Raw genomic sequence first — 16,018 nt, forward strand, 5'->3', positions numbered from 1 at the left:
GTCCCGGATTCGCCGCGGCGACGCAAAAAGTCACGCCATCCGCCCGACAGGGTGCGGCCGTCGTAGGTCTGTCAGCCGGGCGGCTCGCGCACCCCGTCGAGGGCGCTCGCGGTCGGGGCGTTCGTGATCACGACCGTTCGGCCGTCGCGCTCGATGCGGAAGGCGTCCGCGAACGGGCCGTCCGGGACCCGATACACGCCGGCCTCGCGGTCGACGACGCGGGCGCCCAGCCGGAGCTGGAGCATCGCGCGGTAGGACCGCCGGAACTCGACGGCCTCCGCGACGCTGTCGAACCGGATCGCCCAGACGTAGCCGTAGGCGGCGTGCTCCCCGTCGCCGCGGCGGTACGGGACGAGGCGGTCGCCCGCCCAGCCGTCGGAGGGGCCGGCGGTGTAGTTCCGTGTCGAGTACGGCAGGTCGCCGGCGCGGTAATCCTCGCCGGCGTAGTCGTTGTACCAGAACGTCGCGAACAGCCCCGCCTCCCCGAGTCGCTCGGTCGATCGGTCGAGATCGAACCGCGACCAGCGCTCGCCCGACCGGTCCGAAACCGTGACCTCCTCGGGGCGGTCGTCGGGGTAGCGCTCGGGGTGGATCGTCTGCTCGGTCGAGACGGGACGGTCGTCGTAGGCGTCGTTCACCGCGTCCCACCCGCCGCGCTCGCGGAGGCGGTGGACGAACGCCGGGCCGTCGGCGTACGGCTGGTAGACGTACGTGAACAGGCCCTGATTCACCGGCTCGCCCCCGCCCCCGCCGCCGGTGCGCTCGGGGCGCGGGACGCACGCCCAGCCGACGGCGCCGGTCTCGGTCTCGTTGCCGGGGCCGGCGGCGCATCGATCGAGGTAGCGCGTCTCGACGTAGCGGGCGTCGCCCTCGGTGAGGCCGTTGTGCGCGAGGCCGGCGTCGCGCGTGCGGGTGCCGACGAAGCCGAAGTGCTGGTCCTGGAGCGCGTGGACCAGTTCGTGTGCCAGCGTCGCGCGATCGATTCGGGGCTCGTCGGCGTCCGAGACGACGACGATCCGATCCTCCGATGGCGTGTAGTACCCCTGGACAGATCCGCCGTACAGCGCGTCGAACTCCCGGGCGACATCGCGGTCCTCGCCGACGATCAGCGCCGCCTCCCACACCTGGTTGTGCCAGGCGCCGTACCCGTCGGGACGGTCGCCGCCGAACACGGAGCGCTCGCGGTACTCGGCTCGGGAGATCACCTCCACCGGCACGCGCTCGCTGAACTCCAGCCCGCGGATCCGCTCGATCCGCGCCATCGTCCGGGCGACGAGCGCCTCGCGTTCGGCGGCGTCGAGGCCGTCGCTCTGGTTCACGTCGATCGACTCGTTCCACCAGACGCCCGCCTCCCAGCCGAGGCGATCGCTCGGCGGGTCCTCGGGGTACGACCAGTCGTCGCCCGGAGACGGGGTGGCGGTGGGGGCGCTACAGCCGGCGAGCGCGAGCATCGCGGCCATCAGGACGGGGAACGCGGCGCGCACGGTCGTCGGCGGAGCCAGGAGAGCCGGCGCGAAAAGCGTTCGGCCGGCGCCGACGGGAGCGACGACTCGGGAACCTTCGCGAGGACGGAACCACGGAGACCCCGCCGCGGGGTGGCCGCGTCAGCGTCGTCGTCGGGCCAGCAGCCCCGCGAACGCGACCGCGACGGCGGCGACGCCGAAGCCGAACCCGGCGCCGCCGACCTCGGTCGTGCGGGAGGTGTCGTCGCCGGCGGCCGCGTTGTCGCCGCTGTCGTCGCCGGCGTTGTCGCCGCCGTCACCCGCGTCGGTGTCGGAGGGCGTTGCCGTCGCGTCGGCCCCGTTGCCGTTCTCCGCGGTGTCCGTGTCGGCGGGTTCCAGCGAGGGACGGATGTCCCGCACGTCGTCGACGGTGGGCCCGTTCACGATCGTGACCCGCTCGCCGTCGAGGCGGACGAGGAACGCGTCCTCGAAGGGCCCGTCGGGGACGACGTAGTAGCCCTCGTCGGTCTCGCGCACGTCGTGGGCGTCGAGCATCCGGAGGTACGTGTCGTGGAACTCCCGGGCGTCCGCCTCGGTGTCCCACTCGGTGAGCCACACGTAGCCGTACTCGGCGTCGTCGCCCTCGCCGTTCCGGTACGGGAACAGCCGGTCGTTGGCCCAGCCGCTCGACGGCTCGGCGTCGTAGTTGTACGTGTCGTACGGGCCGCTCGTCTGGAACAGCCCGTTGGGGTTGATCGTGTCGGCGCGGTACTCGCGCGCCTGGTACCAGAACATCGCGTAGATCGACGCCTCGCCGACGGTGTCGGAGCCGTTCTGTCCGAGCTGCGGGTTCTCGCGCGGGAACGTGCTCCAGCCGTTGGTCCCCTCGTCGTCGAACTCGATGGGCCGCGGCGTCTCGTCGGTCCGGTGGATCACCTGCTCGGAGGAGACCGGCGGGTCCCGGAACCGCTCCTCGAAGGCGTCCCAGCCGCCCTCCTCGACGATCTCGTTCACGTACACCGGGCCGTCGGAGTAGGGGTTGAGCAGCGTGAGCAGGATGCCGAGGTTCGGGCCGTTCCCGCCCCCGCCGCCGCCCCCGCTCGCCTGCGGCGTGTCGACGCACTCCCACTCGTCGCCGCAGCGCTGTGCGTAGTTCGTCTCGATGTAGTTCGCCTCCCCCTCGACGACGCCGTCGACCGCGAGGTCACCGTCCTGGGTGGAGGCGCGGTACGTCTCGTTCGTCAGGTCGTAGCGCTGGTCCTGCAGCGCGTGGACCAGCTCGTGGATCAGCGTCGCGTTGTTGATCGTCGGCGAGTCGGGGGAGTCGGTGACGATCGTGATCTGGTCTTGCGCCGGCGAATAGAAGCCGAGGACCGAGGAGCCGGCGGTCTCGCCGATCGCGTCGCCGGAGCCGGTCGACTCGCCGACGATGAACAGGCCCTCCCACACCTGGTCGTTCCAGCGGTTGTACTCGGTGCGGTTCGCGTTGGGACCGCCGGCGCTCCGGTTCCGGTACTCCTCGCGGGAGATGACCGACACCGGGACGTCGCCGTCGAACTCGGCGTCGCGGAGGTACTCGACGCGGGCCATCGCGCGCGAGACGTACGCGTCGAGCTCCTCGTCGCTCAGCCCGTCGGACTGGTCGACGTCGATGCTCTCGTTGTGCCAGTAGCCGCCTTCCCACCCGATCACGTCGGAGTCGGGATCGGGCGGGGCCTCCTGTTGTGCAGCGGTCGCGCTCCCGTTCGCGAGCCGGTCGGTCCCCGCGTCCGCCGCGGGGGGCGCCGCCGCGGCGAGCGGTGCCGCCGCGGCGGTACACACGAGCGCGAGCGCGAACACGAGGGCGGCGAGGCGCGAGAGCGGGTGCGGGGCCGATCGTCGCATACCACCGCATGGGTCTGGGGGTAGAAGTACCTTGTCCGCGTACCGGAGTGAGCGAAACCGACGGGGCCGCCCGCCGATCGGTTTTGTGATCCCGGCCCGAAGCGTCGGACATGGCCTCTGATCAGGACGCGTTCGATCCGGATCGAACCGCCGTCGTCGTCGTCGACATGCAGAACGGCTTCTGTCACCCCGACGGGAGCCTCTATGCCGAACCCAGCGAGACGGCCATCGACCCCGTCGGGACGCTCGTCGAGCGCGCGAGCGACGCCGGCGCACCGGTGGTCTACACCCGCGACGTGCACCCGCCCGAGCAGTTCGAGGACGCCCACTACTACGACGAGTTCGACCGCTGGGGCGAGCACGTCGTCGAGGGAAGCTGGGACGCGGAACTGATCGAGGACCTCCCGACCGAGGACGCCGATCACGTCGTCGAGAAGCACACCTACGACGCCTTCTACCGCACCGACCTGGAGGGGTGGCTCGACGCCCACGGGGTCGACGACCTGCTGATCTGCGGGACCCTCGCGAACGTCTGCGTCCTCCACACCGCGGGCTCGGCAGGACTGCGTGATTATCGGCCGGTCGTGATCGAGGACGCGCTCGGGTACATCACCGAGGACCACCGCGAGTACGCCGTCGAGCACGCCGACTGGCTGTTCGGCGAGACGGCGACGTTGGAAGACGTGGCGTTCGTGTAGCGCCCGTCCGCCGGTCGGCGACCGCGACGGCGACCGCGGCTGCGACCCGATCTGCGGCGGGTTACTCCTCGTCCGTCGGTTCGCCCCAATCCTCGGGATACAGCGTCCCGGGATCCGCGAGCGAGAACACGACGCGTTCGGAGTCGTCCAGCGGGCGGAGGTACGTTCGGAGTTCGCCCGCGGCGTCGGCGCGCTCAAGCATCGGCTCTGCCTGCCGCTCGGCGTAGTACAGCGGGAACGCGACCGCGTGCCCCGCGGCCTCGGCCTTCATCACGACGACGAGGAACACGACCTCCGACTGCTGGGCGCGGTAGGCGTCGTACTCGTCGAACGCGGCCTCCTCCTCGGTCGTCTCCGACTCCTCGACGAGTTCCTGTACGGCGGCGAACTCGTCGCCCGGGAGGAGCACGTCGAACCCGGTGCGATCCACCTCGATCCCGGTGCCGACGGTGGAGACGTTGGGCAGGGGCGTCACGTCGCCCGGGTGGAGTTCGAGCACGTCCCAGCCCGCCTCGCGGTACTCCTCGGCGGTGGCCTCCATGTCGGCCATCACGTCGTCCCAGAACTCGGTGTATCCAGCGAGCGGGTGGCTTCCGGCCATGAGTCAGCGACGGCGGCGAGAGGGGAAAACCGTTGCCGTGTCGACTCGTCGCGGCGGCGCGCCGGGCGCCGGTCGCCGGCGGCGTAAGCGCGGGCGCGGCAGTCGACCCGCGCTTACGCCCGGACGTTCTCGCCGACGGCGTCGCCGAAGCGTTCGCCGTCGCCGCGGGCGTCGTAGGCGACGTGGCCGCGCACGAGCGTCAGTTCCGGGAAGACGGCCTCGCGGCCCTCGAACGGCGTCCACCCGCACTTCGAGTGGAGGTCGTCGCCGCGGATCTCGCGGGCGTCGTCGAGGTCGACGAGCACGAGGTCGGCGTCGTTCCCCTCGTCGACGCGGCCCTTGCCCGCCACGTCGAATATCTCGGCGGGGGTCGCGGCGACGAGGTCCCGCACGCGCTCCAGCGTGAGAGTCCCCGTCCGAACCTCCTGCAGGAGCAGCGGGAGCATCGTCTCGACGCCGGGCACGCCCGACGGGGCGTCCCGGACGGTCGCGTCCTTCTCCGCGCGGGTGTGCGGGGCGTGGTCGGTGGCGACGATGTCGACGGTGCCGTCGGCGACGCGCTCGAAGACGGCTTCCCGGCGCTGCTCGCTGCGCAGCGGCGGGTTCATCCGGCCGAAGGTGCCGAGGTCGTCGAGGTTTTCGCGCGAGAGGAACAGGTGGTGGGGCGTCACCTCGCAGGTCGCGCCCGCGGCGCCTGCGGCGTCGATTCCCTCCGGCGTCGAGGTGTGGGCGATGTGAATGGCAGCCTCGGAATCGGCACCGACTTCCAGGGCGCGATCGACGGCCGCGGCCTCCGCCTCGGCGGTGCGGAAGGCGCTCCAGGCGTCCACGTCGGCGTCGCGGCCGGTTCCGTCGCCCGCGCCCTCCAGGGCCGCCCGGTCGAACAGGCCGGCGTCCTCGGCGTGGACCGTGACGACGGTGTCCTCGGCGGCCGCGCGGGCGACCGCGTCGGCGAACAGGTCCGCCTCGATACCCATGTCGCCGGTGGAGTCGGCGAGGAACACCTCGCCGAGCGCGAAGATCGGCCGCTCGAACAGCGAGTCGGGGGCCCACTCTTCCGTCACACCGCCGTTGATCCCGAAGTCGACGAGCGACTTCCCGGCCAGCGTGGCCTTCTCGTCGACGGCCTCGCCCGTGACGGTCGGCGGATCGGTGTTCGGCTGGTCGACGACCGTCGTGACGCCCCCGGCGGCCGCAGACCGCGACCCGGTGTGCCAGTCCTCCTTGTGTGCGAAGCCGGGCTCGCGGAAGTGGACGTGCGCGTCGATGGCGCCCGGAAGCAAGTGGTACCCGTCGCAGTCGACGGTCTCGTCGGCGTCGGCGTCCGCGGTGTCGAGCGTGCCGGCGTCGGCGACGCGGGCGATCGTCTCGCCTTCGACGAGCACGTCGCGGACGCGGCCGTCCGCGAGCGTGGCGTTCGTGAACAGCGTGGTCATTGGCGGCGATGCGCGGGCGGCGGGCGTAAGTTCGGCGGATCAGTCGTCGCTCGCCGGGAGGCTCGCCACGTCGCGCACGTCGGCCGCTCTGTCGCCGACGAACCCGGATTCGAGCGCCTCCCGGACCGTCTCGGGGTCGGCGGGGCCGCCGGCTCGCGCGACGGAGCCGACCGAATGGGGGTCGAAGGGAACGTCGAGCGCCTCGTAGACGGGGCGAAGGACCGCCCGGATCGGCCCGCGCTCGGCGACCGTGACGCAGCCGGAGACGAGCGCGGCGTCCTGCCGGACGCGCTGGGCGACGCCGGCGACCTTGCCGCCGCCGGCGACGCGGACGGAGTAGTCGCCCGGGCAGTAGGAGGCGGGCGGCTCCCCGCGATCCACGTCGGCGCCGGCGTCGCGGAGGGCCGCGAGGACGGTCGCGACCGCCGACTCGTAGCGGTCGTTCAGACCCGTGCGGGCGTCGTCGAGGGGGATCGCGTGCGCGAACGCCAGCGTCGACTCGGCGTACGCGACCGCGCGGCCGCCGACCGAGCGCTCGACCGGCGGGAACCCGTGTTCGCGGGCGACGGACTTCGCCCGGTCGTAGCCGTCCGCGTGGGCGTCGCGGCGCCCGAACGCGAGCGAGCGCCCCGGCGCCCACACGCGAACCGCGGGGACGCCGGACTTCCCGGCCGCGGCGAGCATCGTGGCGGTGGCGTCGCGGTCGGCCTCGCGAGACTCGCGGCGGCCGCGGTACACACGAACGCACCCCGAACCGTCGCTGGTCGTCACGCCCGTCGCTCGGAGTCGGGTCGCCTAAGCGTTTGCGTCGCCTGCGACGGGTATGAACGAGCCGGTGGCGGACGACGGGCGGGCGGAACCGGAGCCCGTGGTTCTCCCCGGGTCGCTGCTCGCGCGCTACCGGAAGTTCTCCCTGTACAACTCGCCGTATCCGGCTCACGACCGCGCGTGCGCCGTCGACCTGTACCCGGCCTCGAACGTCGGCGCCTCGCCCGTCGCCGGCGAGGTGCTCGACACCCGAACGGTCGGCTGTCCGGACCGCGAGTACGCCGTCGACCGCGACCACCTCATCGTGATCGACGCGGGCGACCGAATCGCGCGCGTACTCCACGTCGATCCCGCGGTGGAGGCGGGCGACGAGGTGACCGTCGGCGACCCCCTCGGCGAGATGGTCCGCTCGGGCTTCTTCGGCCGGTGGGTCGACAACCACGTTCACCTGGAGTTCCGCGATCAGGGGAAGAACCCCTACCGCGCGTCGGGGTCGCTCCCGCTGGTCGCCGACTGCGAGGTGACGCCGCTGCCGTGGGACGGCACGGGCACCGTCGTCGAGACGGGCGACTCCTACGCGGTGCTGGACGCGCCGACCCGCCCCGGCGACCTCGCGACAGACGACTTCACCGCGGTCGCCGACGACGACGGCCGACCGCTCGACGGCGGCCTCGCGCACTACTCCGGCGGCGGCGTTCCGGGCGCGGGTGCCGACGACGCGGGCGACACGGGCGACGCCGTCGACGGCCCGGTCTCGCTGCTCGACGCTGAGGTCGGCGAGCGCGACGGCCGGCACATCGACTGGGCCGACGTGGCCGTGCTGGCGAACGGCGAGCGGATCACGGGCCTGTCGCTGTTCGCCTCGCGTGGCTCGGACGCCGGCGGCGCGAAGCTCGTCACGCGGCCCGACGCCGGCGATCCGCAGTTCGCCGTCGGCGACGCGGTCCGCGTGGAGATCGTCCCCGACGACGATCCGGTCCGTCTCGGGTGAGTCGCGAGCGTGGTCGCGGTCGCCCCCGCTCGCGTCGACCGTCGCGCGGATGAGGACGGCCTCGCCGCCCGCAGCGGTGACGTTTTAATGACACGAGGCGACCGGTCGTCCTGATGAACCGTCGCCTCCGGATCGCCGTCGCCGCGGGGCTGGTCGTGCTCCTCGTCGCGGCGGCGGTCCTCGCGTTCGGGTTCTGGCAGTTCACGCGCCCGGTCCCCGAGTCGTACAGCCACACGGCCGAGTACCGGGCGTACCTCCAGCCGGACGCGACGCTGACGGACGTCACGCTGTACCTCCCGCTGCCGGTCGAGAACGGGAGCAGCCCCGCCGGCGACGCGCTCGTCTCCGGGTCGCCGGGCGTCGTCGACGCGCCGCCCGGGTGGTCGTTCGCGGTCGAGGACACCGCGTACGGCCCGATGCTGGCGCTGTCGTTCCCGGAGCTGGCGCCGAACTACGTCGAGCGCCCGCCGCCGCGCACCGTCGACCCCGACGGCACGACCGCCGCTCCGGGGACGGCGACGCCGACGGTCGCGCCGGGACGGACGCCGATCCGGACGCTCGACTCCTACCTCGTGAGCGTCGAGTTGGCGTTCGAGGAGCCGATCGACACGCGCTCGCCGGCCGACTCGGGGCCGGTGTTGCGGCCGCGACTGAACGCGACCGAAGTTCCCTGCGACGAGCTGACCGGCGAGGAGGCCGGCTGCCGGCGGTTCGGTACCCGAATGTACCTCTCGTATGACGCCCCCGAGAACGCGACCGTCGACGTGCTCGTCACCTACGAGGGCCGAAACGACTGGTTCGCCGGCGGCTGGACGGGCAACTCCTACCGGCAGTCGACCCGGGTCGTCGCGACCGGCGACGGGCCCGGCTGGGTCGCCGTGGACGGCGAGGAGACGACCGGCGTCGGGACGTATCGTGGAGCGCCGAGCGCCGTCGTCGACGCCGGCGCAGTCGAGCGAACGGAGTGAACGAGACCGCGGGGGACGGCGGAGCGGTTCTGGTGCCGCTCCGGCCACGAACGGGCGCGGTGGCGGTCGCTCGGTAGCGACTCGGACGGTGGGAGTCCTGGCTCGCGGACCGGGACGAACGTTTTATGAGCGGCCCGCCCACGAGTGCGCCGCCGTTAGCCGTGGTCCTTCCTCTGCGGCTCGGCACGAGGACCCCGCTGTTCACGAGACCTGCGGTCTCGTGAGCTCACAAATCGCAGAGCGATTTGTGAACGCCGCTAGCCGTGGCCTCGTTCGCTACGCTCGCTCGACCACGCTTTCTCTGTAGGCGGCGCGCCCACGAGCGCGCCGCCGTTTCCCGTGGTCCTCGGCCTCACGGCCTCGGACCACGCTTTCGTTCCTCTGCGGCTCGGCCCCAAGACCTCGCCGCACACGGCCGTGGCCTCGAACCTTCGGTTCTCGGCCACGCTTTCGACGGTCTTTTCTCTCACCGCCGAGCATGACCCCGTAATGGCTGAATTCAAGATCGTCGTGGGCGACGACGCCGGCGACACGCGGCAGTTCGACGTGGACGGACAGGACGCGAACCGATTCCTCGGCCGGGAACTCGGCGACGAGGTCGACGGCGCGGCCGTCGGCATCGACGGCGTCGACCTGACGCTGACCGGCGGCTCCGACAAGGCCGGCCGCCCGATGCGTGAGGACGTCCCCGGCGGCGAGCTGAAGGAACTCCTCCTTGAGGGCGGCGTCGGCTACAAGCCCTCGCGCGACGGCGAGCGCAAGCGCGTCACCGTCCGCGGCCGCCAGGTCTCCGAGGAGACCGTCCAGATCAACGCCCGCGTCGAGGGCTCCATCGCCCAGGCGCTCGGCGAGGAGGAGGCCGACGACGAGGAGGCCGAAACCGAGGAAGCTGAGACTGAGGACGCCGACGCCGAAGCGGACGACGAAGCCGAGGAAGCCGACGAAGACGACGAGGAGTAACGCGGACATTCCCTTCTACCGCCCATGAGCGACAGACTCGCCAGCGACGCCGCCGAGGTCACCAGTCACCGCGCCCGCCTCGCGCGCTCGGGCGGCACACGCCTCCCCTGCCTGCGGATCCCCGAGGAGGCCGCCCTCTCGGCCGGCGAGGAGATCCGGCTCGTCCTCGACGGCGACCAGCGCCACGCGACGGTAACGAGCGACGCCAAGGGCCTGCTCGTGCGCGGCGCCTACGACGATCGCAAGCGCATGCGAGAGGCCGGCACCGCCGGCGGCGACGCCGAGAACCGTCTCGTGGAGTGGGCCCGCGAGCACGACCGCGATCCCGGCGACGCGGTCGAGTTGGACGAGGTCGACCCCGGCTACCTCTACGGCCTGCGCGTCCCCGGCGAGCGCGCCGTCTACACCGTGACGAAGCGCCCCGACAAGGGGTTGCAGGACTTCGCCGACTCGCTGTACGACGACAACTGAGCCGGGCGGGAGGACGGTCGCCGACCCGCGACGGACGACCTTATACGACTCGCGCGCCGATTCCGGGGTATGACCGACGACGCCGACGACGACGCCGAGGCGGGCATCGACGCCGACGACGGGAAGCTCGCGGAGTTCCTCGCGGGCGAACGCCTCGACGACGTCGCCATCTACCTCACGCACGACCACCTCGACGAGCAGGGGAAGATCGCCAACATGGGTCAGGCCGTCGACGAGGGGGTCGTCCTCGTCGTCCCCGGCGACGACGGCCGCAAGGCGTTCGCCGCCGGCACCGGCATGGACCCGATGCAGTTCTCGAAGGGCGCGATGGCCCGCGACGGCGTCATCTACCCCGACCTCGGCGGCGGCGAGTGCCCCGACGCGGCCGAGGAGCCCGAGGCGGACCACCGCGCGGAGTTCGTCTTCGCGTTCGCCGAGGAACGAAACGAGGAGGTCGGCGGCCTGTACGCCGAGGGCGACGTGATGCACGCGTACGCCCACTGCGCCTGTGGCACCGACTACTCCCACAAGTGGCTCATGGGCGAGTACAGCGAGGAGCCGGCCGTCGAGGAATAGAGCAGGTCGCCGGAGGAACCGGCTTCGAGGAGCGGAGCGTTGCAGCGCGCCGTCGATACCCGTCGCTCACGAGTGTAGAGCGACGGGGTAGGTCAGTCGACGATACCCGCGGCGGGGTGACCCACCTGGGTGAAAGGTGCCGCCTGACCGTGCCGTCCTCCTATCGGAGCGGCCGCGCGTACAAAGGGGCTCCGGTCGAGCGGCCGGGAACGAACGCTACGGTCTGCTCCTCCGGTTACTCCGCGTCCGTATCCGCCGCCTCCGTCTCCTCCTCGGCGAGCGACTCGAACGCCCGAAGGATGACGCGCTTGGCGGTCGCGCCCTCGGTGGTCCAGTGGTGGCCGTAATCGAGCATGTCGTCGTAGATGTCGGGCATGCAGCCGGCGGCCTTCGGGTGGCCGCCGCCGTTCACCTGCCCGGCCACCTCGTGACAACGTTCGAAGTCCTCGGAGCCGCGGATCGACGCCGAGCCGGAGGGCTTGACGATCACCGCGGCGTCCATCCCCTGCTCGCGCAGGGCGTCGGCGACCTCGTTCTGCGAGCACCGGCCGTAGGTGACGCCGACCGACCACTCGCCGACCTCGTGTTCGACGGCGCGGTCGACCGCCTTCTCGATGAGCAGCCCCTTCTCGACGCGGCGCTGTTCGACGTACTCCACGACGACCGGCGGCAGGTCGACGCCGTAGGCGCCGACGACCGCGGCGTACTCCTCGCCGCCGGTCCAGTAGGCGAAGTCGGCCAGGTCGTCGGACCTGTCGTCCTCCTTCAGCCAGAGGTCGTGGTCGCGGGTGACCGCCGCCAACTCCGTGAACCGCTCGTCGAAGTCGTACTCGAGCGAGCGGAGCGTCACGTCCGTCGAGCACTCCTCGTCGCTCTCGCCGACGACCAGATCGATCCCCAGCTCGCGGACCGACGCCGCCAGCTCCTCGTCCCACTGGTGGTGGTCGAACCAGCGGACGGAGTCGGCGCGGCGGACGATCGCCCGGAGGTCCTCGGCGATGTACTCGAAGGCGTCGGGGCAGATGTCGCAGACGAACACGTCGGTTCCCTCCTCCAGATACTCGGCGGCGTATTCGAGGTCCTCCTCGAAGGAGTGTGGGCCGGAGGGCAGCAGCGCGACCGACGATTCGGCGCGGTCATCCACCTCGTCGTCGGCCTCCTCGCCGTATTCCTCCTCGTAGGTGCCGTCGAGCTTCGCGCGGCGGCGCTCCTCGAACGGCGCCGGGTCGAGGGCGGCGTCGTACACCTCACGGATCAGCGCGACGCAGCCGAGCCCGTCGGCGTCGGAGTCGGTGATCACGACCGCCTCGGCGCCCTCGACGGCCTCCTTCGCGCGTTCCTCGGCCCGATCCTCGTCCAGCGAATCCGGGTAGAAGAAGCCCGTCCCGGGGAGTCGCGACTTGCGGTCCAGCGGGAGGGTGTCGCTTTCGATGAGTTCGTCGTCCATATCCGGGGGTCGCGACGCGGGGGCAAAACAGCGGTGGTGTGCGCGGGCGAGCGACGCGAGCCCGCGATGGCGAGCGGGGAGGGACGACCCGCGAGCAGTGCGTGGCCGAACGCAGTGAGGCCACGAGAACGCGAACGGCGAGCGTACGCGGTCGAACGAATGTGAGACCGCGGCAGCGAACGGTGAACGAAGTGAGCCGTGAGCGACGCGAGCCCGCGGGGAGTCAGCGGCGCGGTCCCGTGCCACGTACCCGCCGAACCGGTGCCGGGTCGCGGGGAGCGGGGGCCGCCGCGCGTCAGACCGGCGCGCCGCCGTAGCCGTCGCCGTTCTCGCCGGCCAGCTGTCGGACCGTGAGCACCGGGACGGGGCAGGTGCGGACGACGCGCTCGGCGACCGAGCCGATGAGGAACCGGTTCTCGCCGTGGCGCCCGCGGGTGCCGGTGGCGACCAGGTCGGCGTCGATCTCGCGGGCGTAGTCGGCGATCTCGTTGGCGGGGCGGCCCTCGCGGACGACGGCGGTCACGTCGCGGTCGGCGCGCTTTTGCACGTCGACGATGGCCTCGCCGCCGCGCTCCTGGAGGGCGTTGCGCATCTGCTCGCGCACCGCCTCCGGCGAGGAGTCGACCTCGCCGCTGTCGACGACGTACAGCGCGTGGACCGCGGCGTCGAACCGCTCGGCCAGATCGAGCGCGACCGCGACGGCACGCGAGACGCTGTCGGAGCCGTCGGTGGCGACGACGATGGTGTCGAACCCGGGCATTACCCGGACGTTCCTCGGGCGCGTGCTTAAAACTCCGCGCTCCCCGGCGTCCGCGAGCGCCGGCCGACGACGGGGTTCTCAACATCGGTACGCCGACGGCCACCGCTTAAGTTCCCCCGGTGCCTCCGACGACAGAAGCAGATCCCCATCATGGCCGACACTCTCGACGCGATACGGGTGCTCCACGTCGACGACGAGCCGGAGTTCGCCGAGTTGGTCGCGACGTTCCTCGAACGCGAACACGATCGGATCGAGGTCCGCGGCGCGAGCGACGCCGAGGCGGGGCTGGAGGTGCTTGCCGACCACGACATGGACTGCATCGTGTCCGACCACGACATGCCGGGCAAGGACGGGATCGAGTTCCTCCGGTCGGTCCGCGAGGAGTATCCGGACCTCCCGTTCCTGTTGTTCACCGGGAAGGGGAGCGAGGAGGTCGCGAGCGACGCGATCTCCGCGGGGGTGACCGACTACATCCAGAAGGGCGGCGGCACCGACCAGTACGCGCTGCTCGCCAACCGGATCGTGAACGCCGTCGAGGCGGTCCAGTCGCGCCGGATGTTGACCGAGCGGACGCGGCGTCTGGAGACGCTCATCGGCAACCTCCCGGGGGTCGTCTACCGCTGCCGCAACGAGCCGAGTTGGCCGATGGAGACCGTCGACGGGGAAGCCGAGGCGCTGACGGGGTACACCGCCGCGGAGCTGGAGTCGAATCGCGTCGACTGGGGGAACGAGGTCATCCATCCCGACGACCGCGATGCCATGTGGGACGCCGTCCAGGAGGGGCTCGCGGACGACGGCGCGTTCGAGGTCACCTACCGGATCCTGACGCGCGACGGGGACACGAAGTGGATGTGGGAGCGGGGCCGCGGCGTGTACGCTGACGACGGGACCCTCGAGGCGCTGGAAGGGTTCATCACCGACGTCACCGAGCGAAAAGAGCGCGAGGACCGGCTGGAACAGACGACCGCCCGCCTGGAGGCGCTGTTCGAGGAGTCGCCGGACATGATCGACATCCACGACGCCGAGGGGAACGTCCTCGACGCGAACCCCCAGTTCTTCGCGGAGACGGGCTACACCGAGGAGGAGGTCACCTCGATGAAGGTGTGGGAGATCGACCGGACGCTCGATCCCGCCACCGCACGCGAGATCTGGGAGGACATGGCGGTCGGCGACCGGCGGGAAATGGAGGGGGAGTACACCCGGCGCGACGGCTCGACGTTCCCCGTCACCATCCACATCAGGCGGCTCGATCTCGACGGGTCCGATCGGTACCTCGTGAGCAGTCGCGACGTGTCCGAACGCAAGCGTCGTGACCGCAAGCTCGAACGCCTCCGCGAGCGTTCGCGCGCGCTCAACTACACCCGGACGGTCGAGGAGACGGCGCAGCTGTCGACGGACGCCGCCGCGGAGATCATCGGGGCCGAGTTGAGCTCCGTCCACCTCCTGAACGACGCGGGCGACCGACTGGAGCCGGTCTCGATCGCCGACTCCGTCGAGGAAGTGTTCGGCGATCCCCCGTCGTACGATCGATCCGCACCTCAGGGGACCCGGTCACACTTCGCGTGGGAGGCGTTTCGGGCCGGCGAGCCGACGCACGTCCGTTCGGTGTCAGACCACGACCGGGTGACCGAGGAGACGCCGGCCGAGAGCGTCCTGTTCCACCCGGTCGAGGATCACGGCCTGTTCATCATCTCGTCGACGAACGCCGGCGCGTTCACCGAGACCGACGTCCTCCTCGTCGAGATCCTCGCGAACTACCTCGAGGCCGCCCTCGACCGCGTGACCCGCGAGGAGACGCTCAGGGAGCGCCAGAACCGGCTCGAACTGCTGCACGACGCGACGCAGGAACTCATCCGGGCGGACTCCGAGGGGGCGATCGCCGACCGGATCGTCGGGGCGGCCGAGGAGATCCTCGGCTTCAGCGTCGTCGTGGTGCGGTTTTTCGACCCCGACAGGGGCGAGTTGGTTCCGGTCGCGGAGTCCGACTCGGTCGCGGACGTGATCCCCGAGCGCCGCCCGTTCACCGCCGACTCCGGCAGTCTCAACTGGGACAGCTTCGAGGCCGGCGAGGTCAGGGTGTACGACGACATCGAGGCCAACACCGGCGCGGTCGACTCGGGGACCGGGCTCCGGAGCCTCATGTTGCTCCCCCTGGGCTCGCACGGAACCGTCTCCGTCGGCGAGACCACGCCCGGCGCGTTCGACGCGACCGACGAGTTCCTCGCGCGGATCTTGACGACGGCCGCGGAGACGGCGCTCGACGAGCACGATCGCGAACGTCGGCTCCGCGAGAGCCGCGACGAGCTCCGGCGGCAAAACGAGCGGCTTGAGGAGTTCGTCTCCGTCGTCAGCCACGACCTCCGGAACCCGCTGAACGTCGCCACCGGCCGGCTGGACCTCGCCCGCGACGACTGCGACAGCGAGAACCTCGACGCCGTCGAGCACGCGCACGACCGGATGGAGGCGCTGATCGAGGACCTCCTCGCGCTGGCGCGGGAGGACGACACGGCGACCGATCTCGCGGCCGTCGACCCCGCGGCGACGGTCCGGGAGTGCTGGGCGAACGTCGAGACGGGCGAGGCGTCGCTCGCCGTCGAGGTCGACGGGGCGATCCTGGCCGACGAACGACGACTCAGGCAACTGTTCGAGAACCTCGTCCGCAACGCGGTCGAACACGGCGGCGACGGGGTCACCGTCACCGTCGGCGAGTTGGACGACGGGTTCTTCGTCGAGGACGACGGCGTCGGGATCCCCGCCGGCCGGCGCGAGTCGGTGTTCGAGGCGGGCTACTCGACGAGCAACGAGGGGACCGGCTTCGGACTGCGGATCGTCAAACAGGTGGCCGACGCCCACGGCTGGGAGATCCGCGCGACCGAGGGGCGCGACGGCGGCGCCCGGTTCGAGGTCACCGGCGTGGCGTCGGCCGACGAGTAGCGGTGTGTCCGCGGCGGCCTCCCGGCGGCCGGCCGCCGAGCCACAACCACGACACCTAAGCCGTCGACCCACACAACACACG

Annotated in this window: 14 protein-coding genes; 7 read left to right on the forward strand and 7 right to left on the reverse strand. The window is 71.6% G+C overall.

Translation table 11 applies throughout. The features are described from left to right. Window positions 1-71: 71 nt before the first annotated feature. Together K6T50_RS08190 and K6T50_RS08195 are read right to left on the reverse strand one after the other, a co-directional pair. Window positions 72-1,484 carry an Hvo_1808 family surface protein gene (locus K6T50_RS08190; RefSeq protein WP_425601377.1) on the reverse strand — a complete coding sequence of 471 codons (1,413 nt, stop codon included), beginning with the start codon at window positions 1,482-1,484 and terminating at the stop codon, window positions 72-74. A 120-nt stretch (window positions 1,485-1,604) separates the two neighbouring features. Next, a complete protein-coding gene (locus K6T50_RS08195; protein ID WP_222606141.1) occupies window positions 1,605-3,326 on the reverse strand; it encodes an Hvo_1808 family surface protein in 1,722 nt (573 codons plus the stop codon). A 110-nt stretch (window positions 3,327-3,436) separates the two neighbouring features. Between K6T50_RS08195 and K6T50_RS08200 the strand changes: the two genes are divergently transcribed. Further along, window positions 3,437-4,024 (forward strand): cysteine hydrolase family protein, encoded by a 588-nt coding sequence (locus tag K6T50_RS08200; RefSeq protein WP_222606142.1) that lies wholly within the window; start codon window positions 3,437-3,439, stop codon window positions 4,022-4,024. A 61-nt stretch (window positions 4,025-4,085) separates the two neighbouring features. Here the strand turns inward: K6T50_RS08200 and K6T50_RS08205 are convergent, their stop codons facing one another. From K6T50_RS08205 to K6T50_RS08215, 3 genes are all read right to left on the reverse strand, one after another. Further along, a complete protein-coding gene (locus K6T50_RS08205) occupies window positions 4,086-4,625 on the reverse strand; it encodes a DUF7529 family protein (protein ID WP_222606143.1) in 540 nt (179 codons plus the stop codon). A gap of 113 nt (window positions 4,626-4,738) precedes the next feature. Continuing rightward, on the reverse strand, window positions 4,739-6,061 hold the full coding sequence (locus K6T50_RS08210) for a dihydroorotase (RefSeq protein WP_222606144.1): 1,323 nt from the start codon (window positions 6,059-6,061) through the stop codon (window positions 4,739-4,741). A 39-nt stretch (window positions 6,062-6,100) separates the two neighbouring features. Then, window positions 6,101-6,745 carry a lipoate--protein ligase family protein gene (locus tag K6T50_RS08215; RefSeq protein WP_222608865.1) on the reverse strand — a complete coding sequence of 215 codons (645 nt, stop codon included), beginning with the start codon at window positions 6,743-6,745 and terminating at the stop codon, window positions 6,101-6,103. Window positions 6,746-6,884: 139 nt separating this feature from the next. Here K6T50_RS08215 and K6T50_RS08220 point away from each other — a divergent pair, with 139 nt between their 5' ends. The 5 genes from K6T50_RS08220 to K6T50_RS08240 all read left to right on the forward strand — a co-directional run bounded on the left by K6T50_RS08220 (window position 6,885) and on the right by K6T50_RS08240 (window position 10,795). Next, window positions 6,885-7,820 carry a DUF8155 domain-containing protein gene (locus K6T50_RS08220; RefSeq protein ID WP_222606145.1) on the forward strand — a complete coding sequence of 312 codons (936 nt, stop codon included), beginning with the start codon at window positions 6,885-6,887 and terminating at the stop codon, window positions 7,818-7,820. A 113-nt stretch (window positions 7,821-7,933) separates the two neighbouring features. Then, window positions 7,934-8,788 (forward strand): hypothetical protein, encoded by an 855-nt coding sequence (locus K6T50_RS08225; protein ID WP_222606146.1) that lies wholly within the window; start codon window positions 7,934-7,936, stop codon window positions 8,786-8,788. 489 nt (window positions 8,789-9,277) lie between these two features. Beyond that, window positions 9,278-9,748: a 30S ribosomal protein S6e gene (locus tag K6T50_RS08230; protein ID WP_222606147.1), complete on the forward strand. Its 471-nt coding sequence runs from the start codon at window positions 9,278-9,280 to the stop codon at window positions 9,746-9,748. A 24-nt stretch (window positions 9,749-9,772) separates the two neighbouring features. Then, the gene (locus K6T50_RS08235; RefSeq protein WP_222606148.1) at window positions 9,773-10,219 is read left to right on the forward strand and encodes a DUF7112 family protein; all 447 of its coding nucleotides are present in this window, start codon (window positions 9,773-9,775) and stop codon (window positions 10,217-10,219) included. Between the two features lie 69 nt (window positions 10,220-10,288). Beyond that, window positions 10,289-10,795, forward strand: coding sequence for a DUF5807 family protein (locus K6T50_RS08240; protein ID WP_222606149.1), 507 nt, complete (start codon window positions 10,289-10,291; stop codon window positions 10,793-10,795). A gap of 235 nt (window positions 10,796-11,030) precedes the next feature. On the opposite strand, the gene K6T50_RS08245 is transcribed toward K6T50_RS08240, so the two are convergent. Both K6T50_RS08245 and K6T50_RS08250 read right to left on the reverse strand, forming a co-directional pair. Continuing rightward, window positions 11,031-12,242, reverse strand: coding sequence for a DHH family phosphoesterase (locus tag K6T50_RS08245; protein ID WP_222606150.1), 1,212 nt, complete (start codon window positions 12,240-12,242; stop codon window positions 11,031-11,033). Between the two features lie 295 nt (window positions 12,243-12,537). Further along, a complete protein-coding gene (locus K6T50_RS08250; RefSeq protein WP_222606151.1) occupies window positions 12,538-13,002 on the reverse strand; it encodes a universal stress protein in 465 nt (154 codons plus the stop codon). A gap of 150 nt (window positions 13,003-13,152) precedes the next feature. On the opposite strand from K6T50_RS08250, the gene K6T50_RS08255 reads away from it, so the two are divergent. Continuing rightward, window positions 13,153-15,936 carry a hybrid sensor histidine kinase/response regulator gene (locus tag K6T50_RS08255; RefSeq protein ID WP_222606152.1) on the forward strand — a complete coding sequence of 928 codons (2,784 nt, stop codon included), beginning with the start codon at window positions 13,153-13,155 and terminating at the stop codon, window positions 15,934-15,936. The last annotated feature ends 82 nt before the right edge of the window (window positions 15,937-16,018 follow it).

The organism is Halobaculum magnesiiphilum (genome assembly GCF_019823105.1).
In the GTDB taxonomy this organism is placed as follows: domain Archaea; phylum Halobacteriota; class Halobacteria; order Halobacteriales; family Haloferacaceae; genus Halobaculum; species Halobaculum magnesiiphilum.

Bases quoted from the DNA above. Each gene is read 5' to 3' on its own strand.
- K6T50_RS08220 (WP_222606145.1), top strand. From the start codon at position 6,885: ATGAACGAGCCGGTGGCGGACGACGGGCGGGCGGAACCGGAGCCCGTG.
- K6T50_RS08210 (WP_222606144.1), bottom strand. From the start codon at position 6,061: ATGACCACGCTGTTCACGAACGCCACGCTCGCGGACGGCCGCGTCCGC.
- K6T50_RS08240 (WP_222606149.1), top strand. From the start codon at position 10,289: ATGACCGACGACGCCGACGACGACGCCGAGGCGGGCATCGACGCCGAC.
- K6T50_RS08235 (WP_222606148.1), top strand. From the start codon at position 9,773: ATGAGCGACAGACTCGCCAGCGACGCCGCCGAGGTCACCAGTCACCGC.
- K6T50_RS08250 (WP_222606151.1), bottom strand. From the start codon at position 13,002: ATGCCCGGGTTCGACACCATCGTCGTCGCCACCGACGGCTCCGACAGC.
- K6T50_RS08215 (WP_222608865.1), bottom strand. From the start codon at position 6,745: ATGCTCGCCGCGGCCGGGAAGTCCGGCGTCCCCGCGGTTCGCGTGTGG.
- K6T50_RS08230 (WP_222606147.1), top strand. From the start codon at position 9,278: ATGGCTGAATTCAAGATCGTCGTGGGCGACGACGCCGGCGACACGCGG.
- K6T50_RS08195 (WP_222606141.1), bottom strand. From the start codon at position 3,326: ATGCGACGATCGGCCCCGCACCCGCTCTCGCGCCTCGCCGCCCTCGTG.
- K6T50_RS08225 (WP_222606146.1), top strand. From the start codon at position 7,934: ATGAACCGTCGCCTCCGGATCGCCGTCGCCGCGGGGCTGGTCGTGCTC.
- K6T50_RS08245 (WP_222606150.1), bottom strand. From the start codon at position 12,242: ATGGACGACGAACTCATCGAAAGCGACACCCTCCCGCTGGACCGCAAG.
- K6T50_RS08200 (WP_222606142.1), top strand. From the start codon at position 3,437: ATGGCCTCTGATCAGGACGCGTTCGATCCGGATCGAACCGCCGTCGTC.
- K6T50_RS08255 (WP_222606152.1), top strand. From the start codon at position 13,153: ATGGCCGACACTCTCGACGCGATACGGGTGCTCCACGTCGACGACGAG.
- K6T50_RS08205 (WP_222606143.1), bottom strand. From the start codon at position 4,625: ATGGCCGGAAGCCACCCGCTCGCTGGATACACCGAGTTCTGGGACGAC.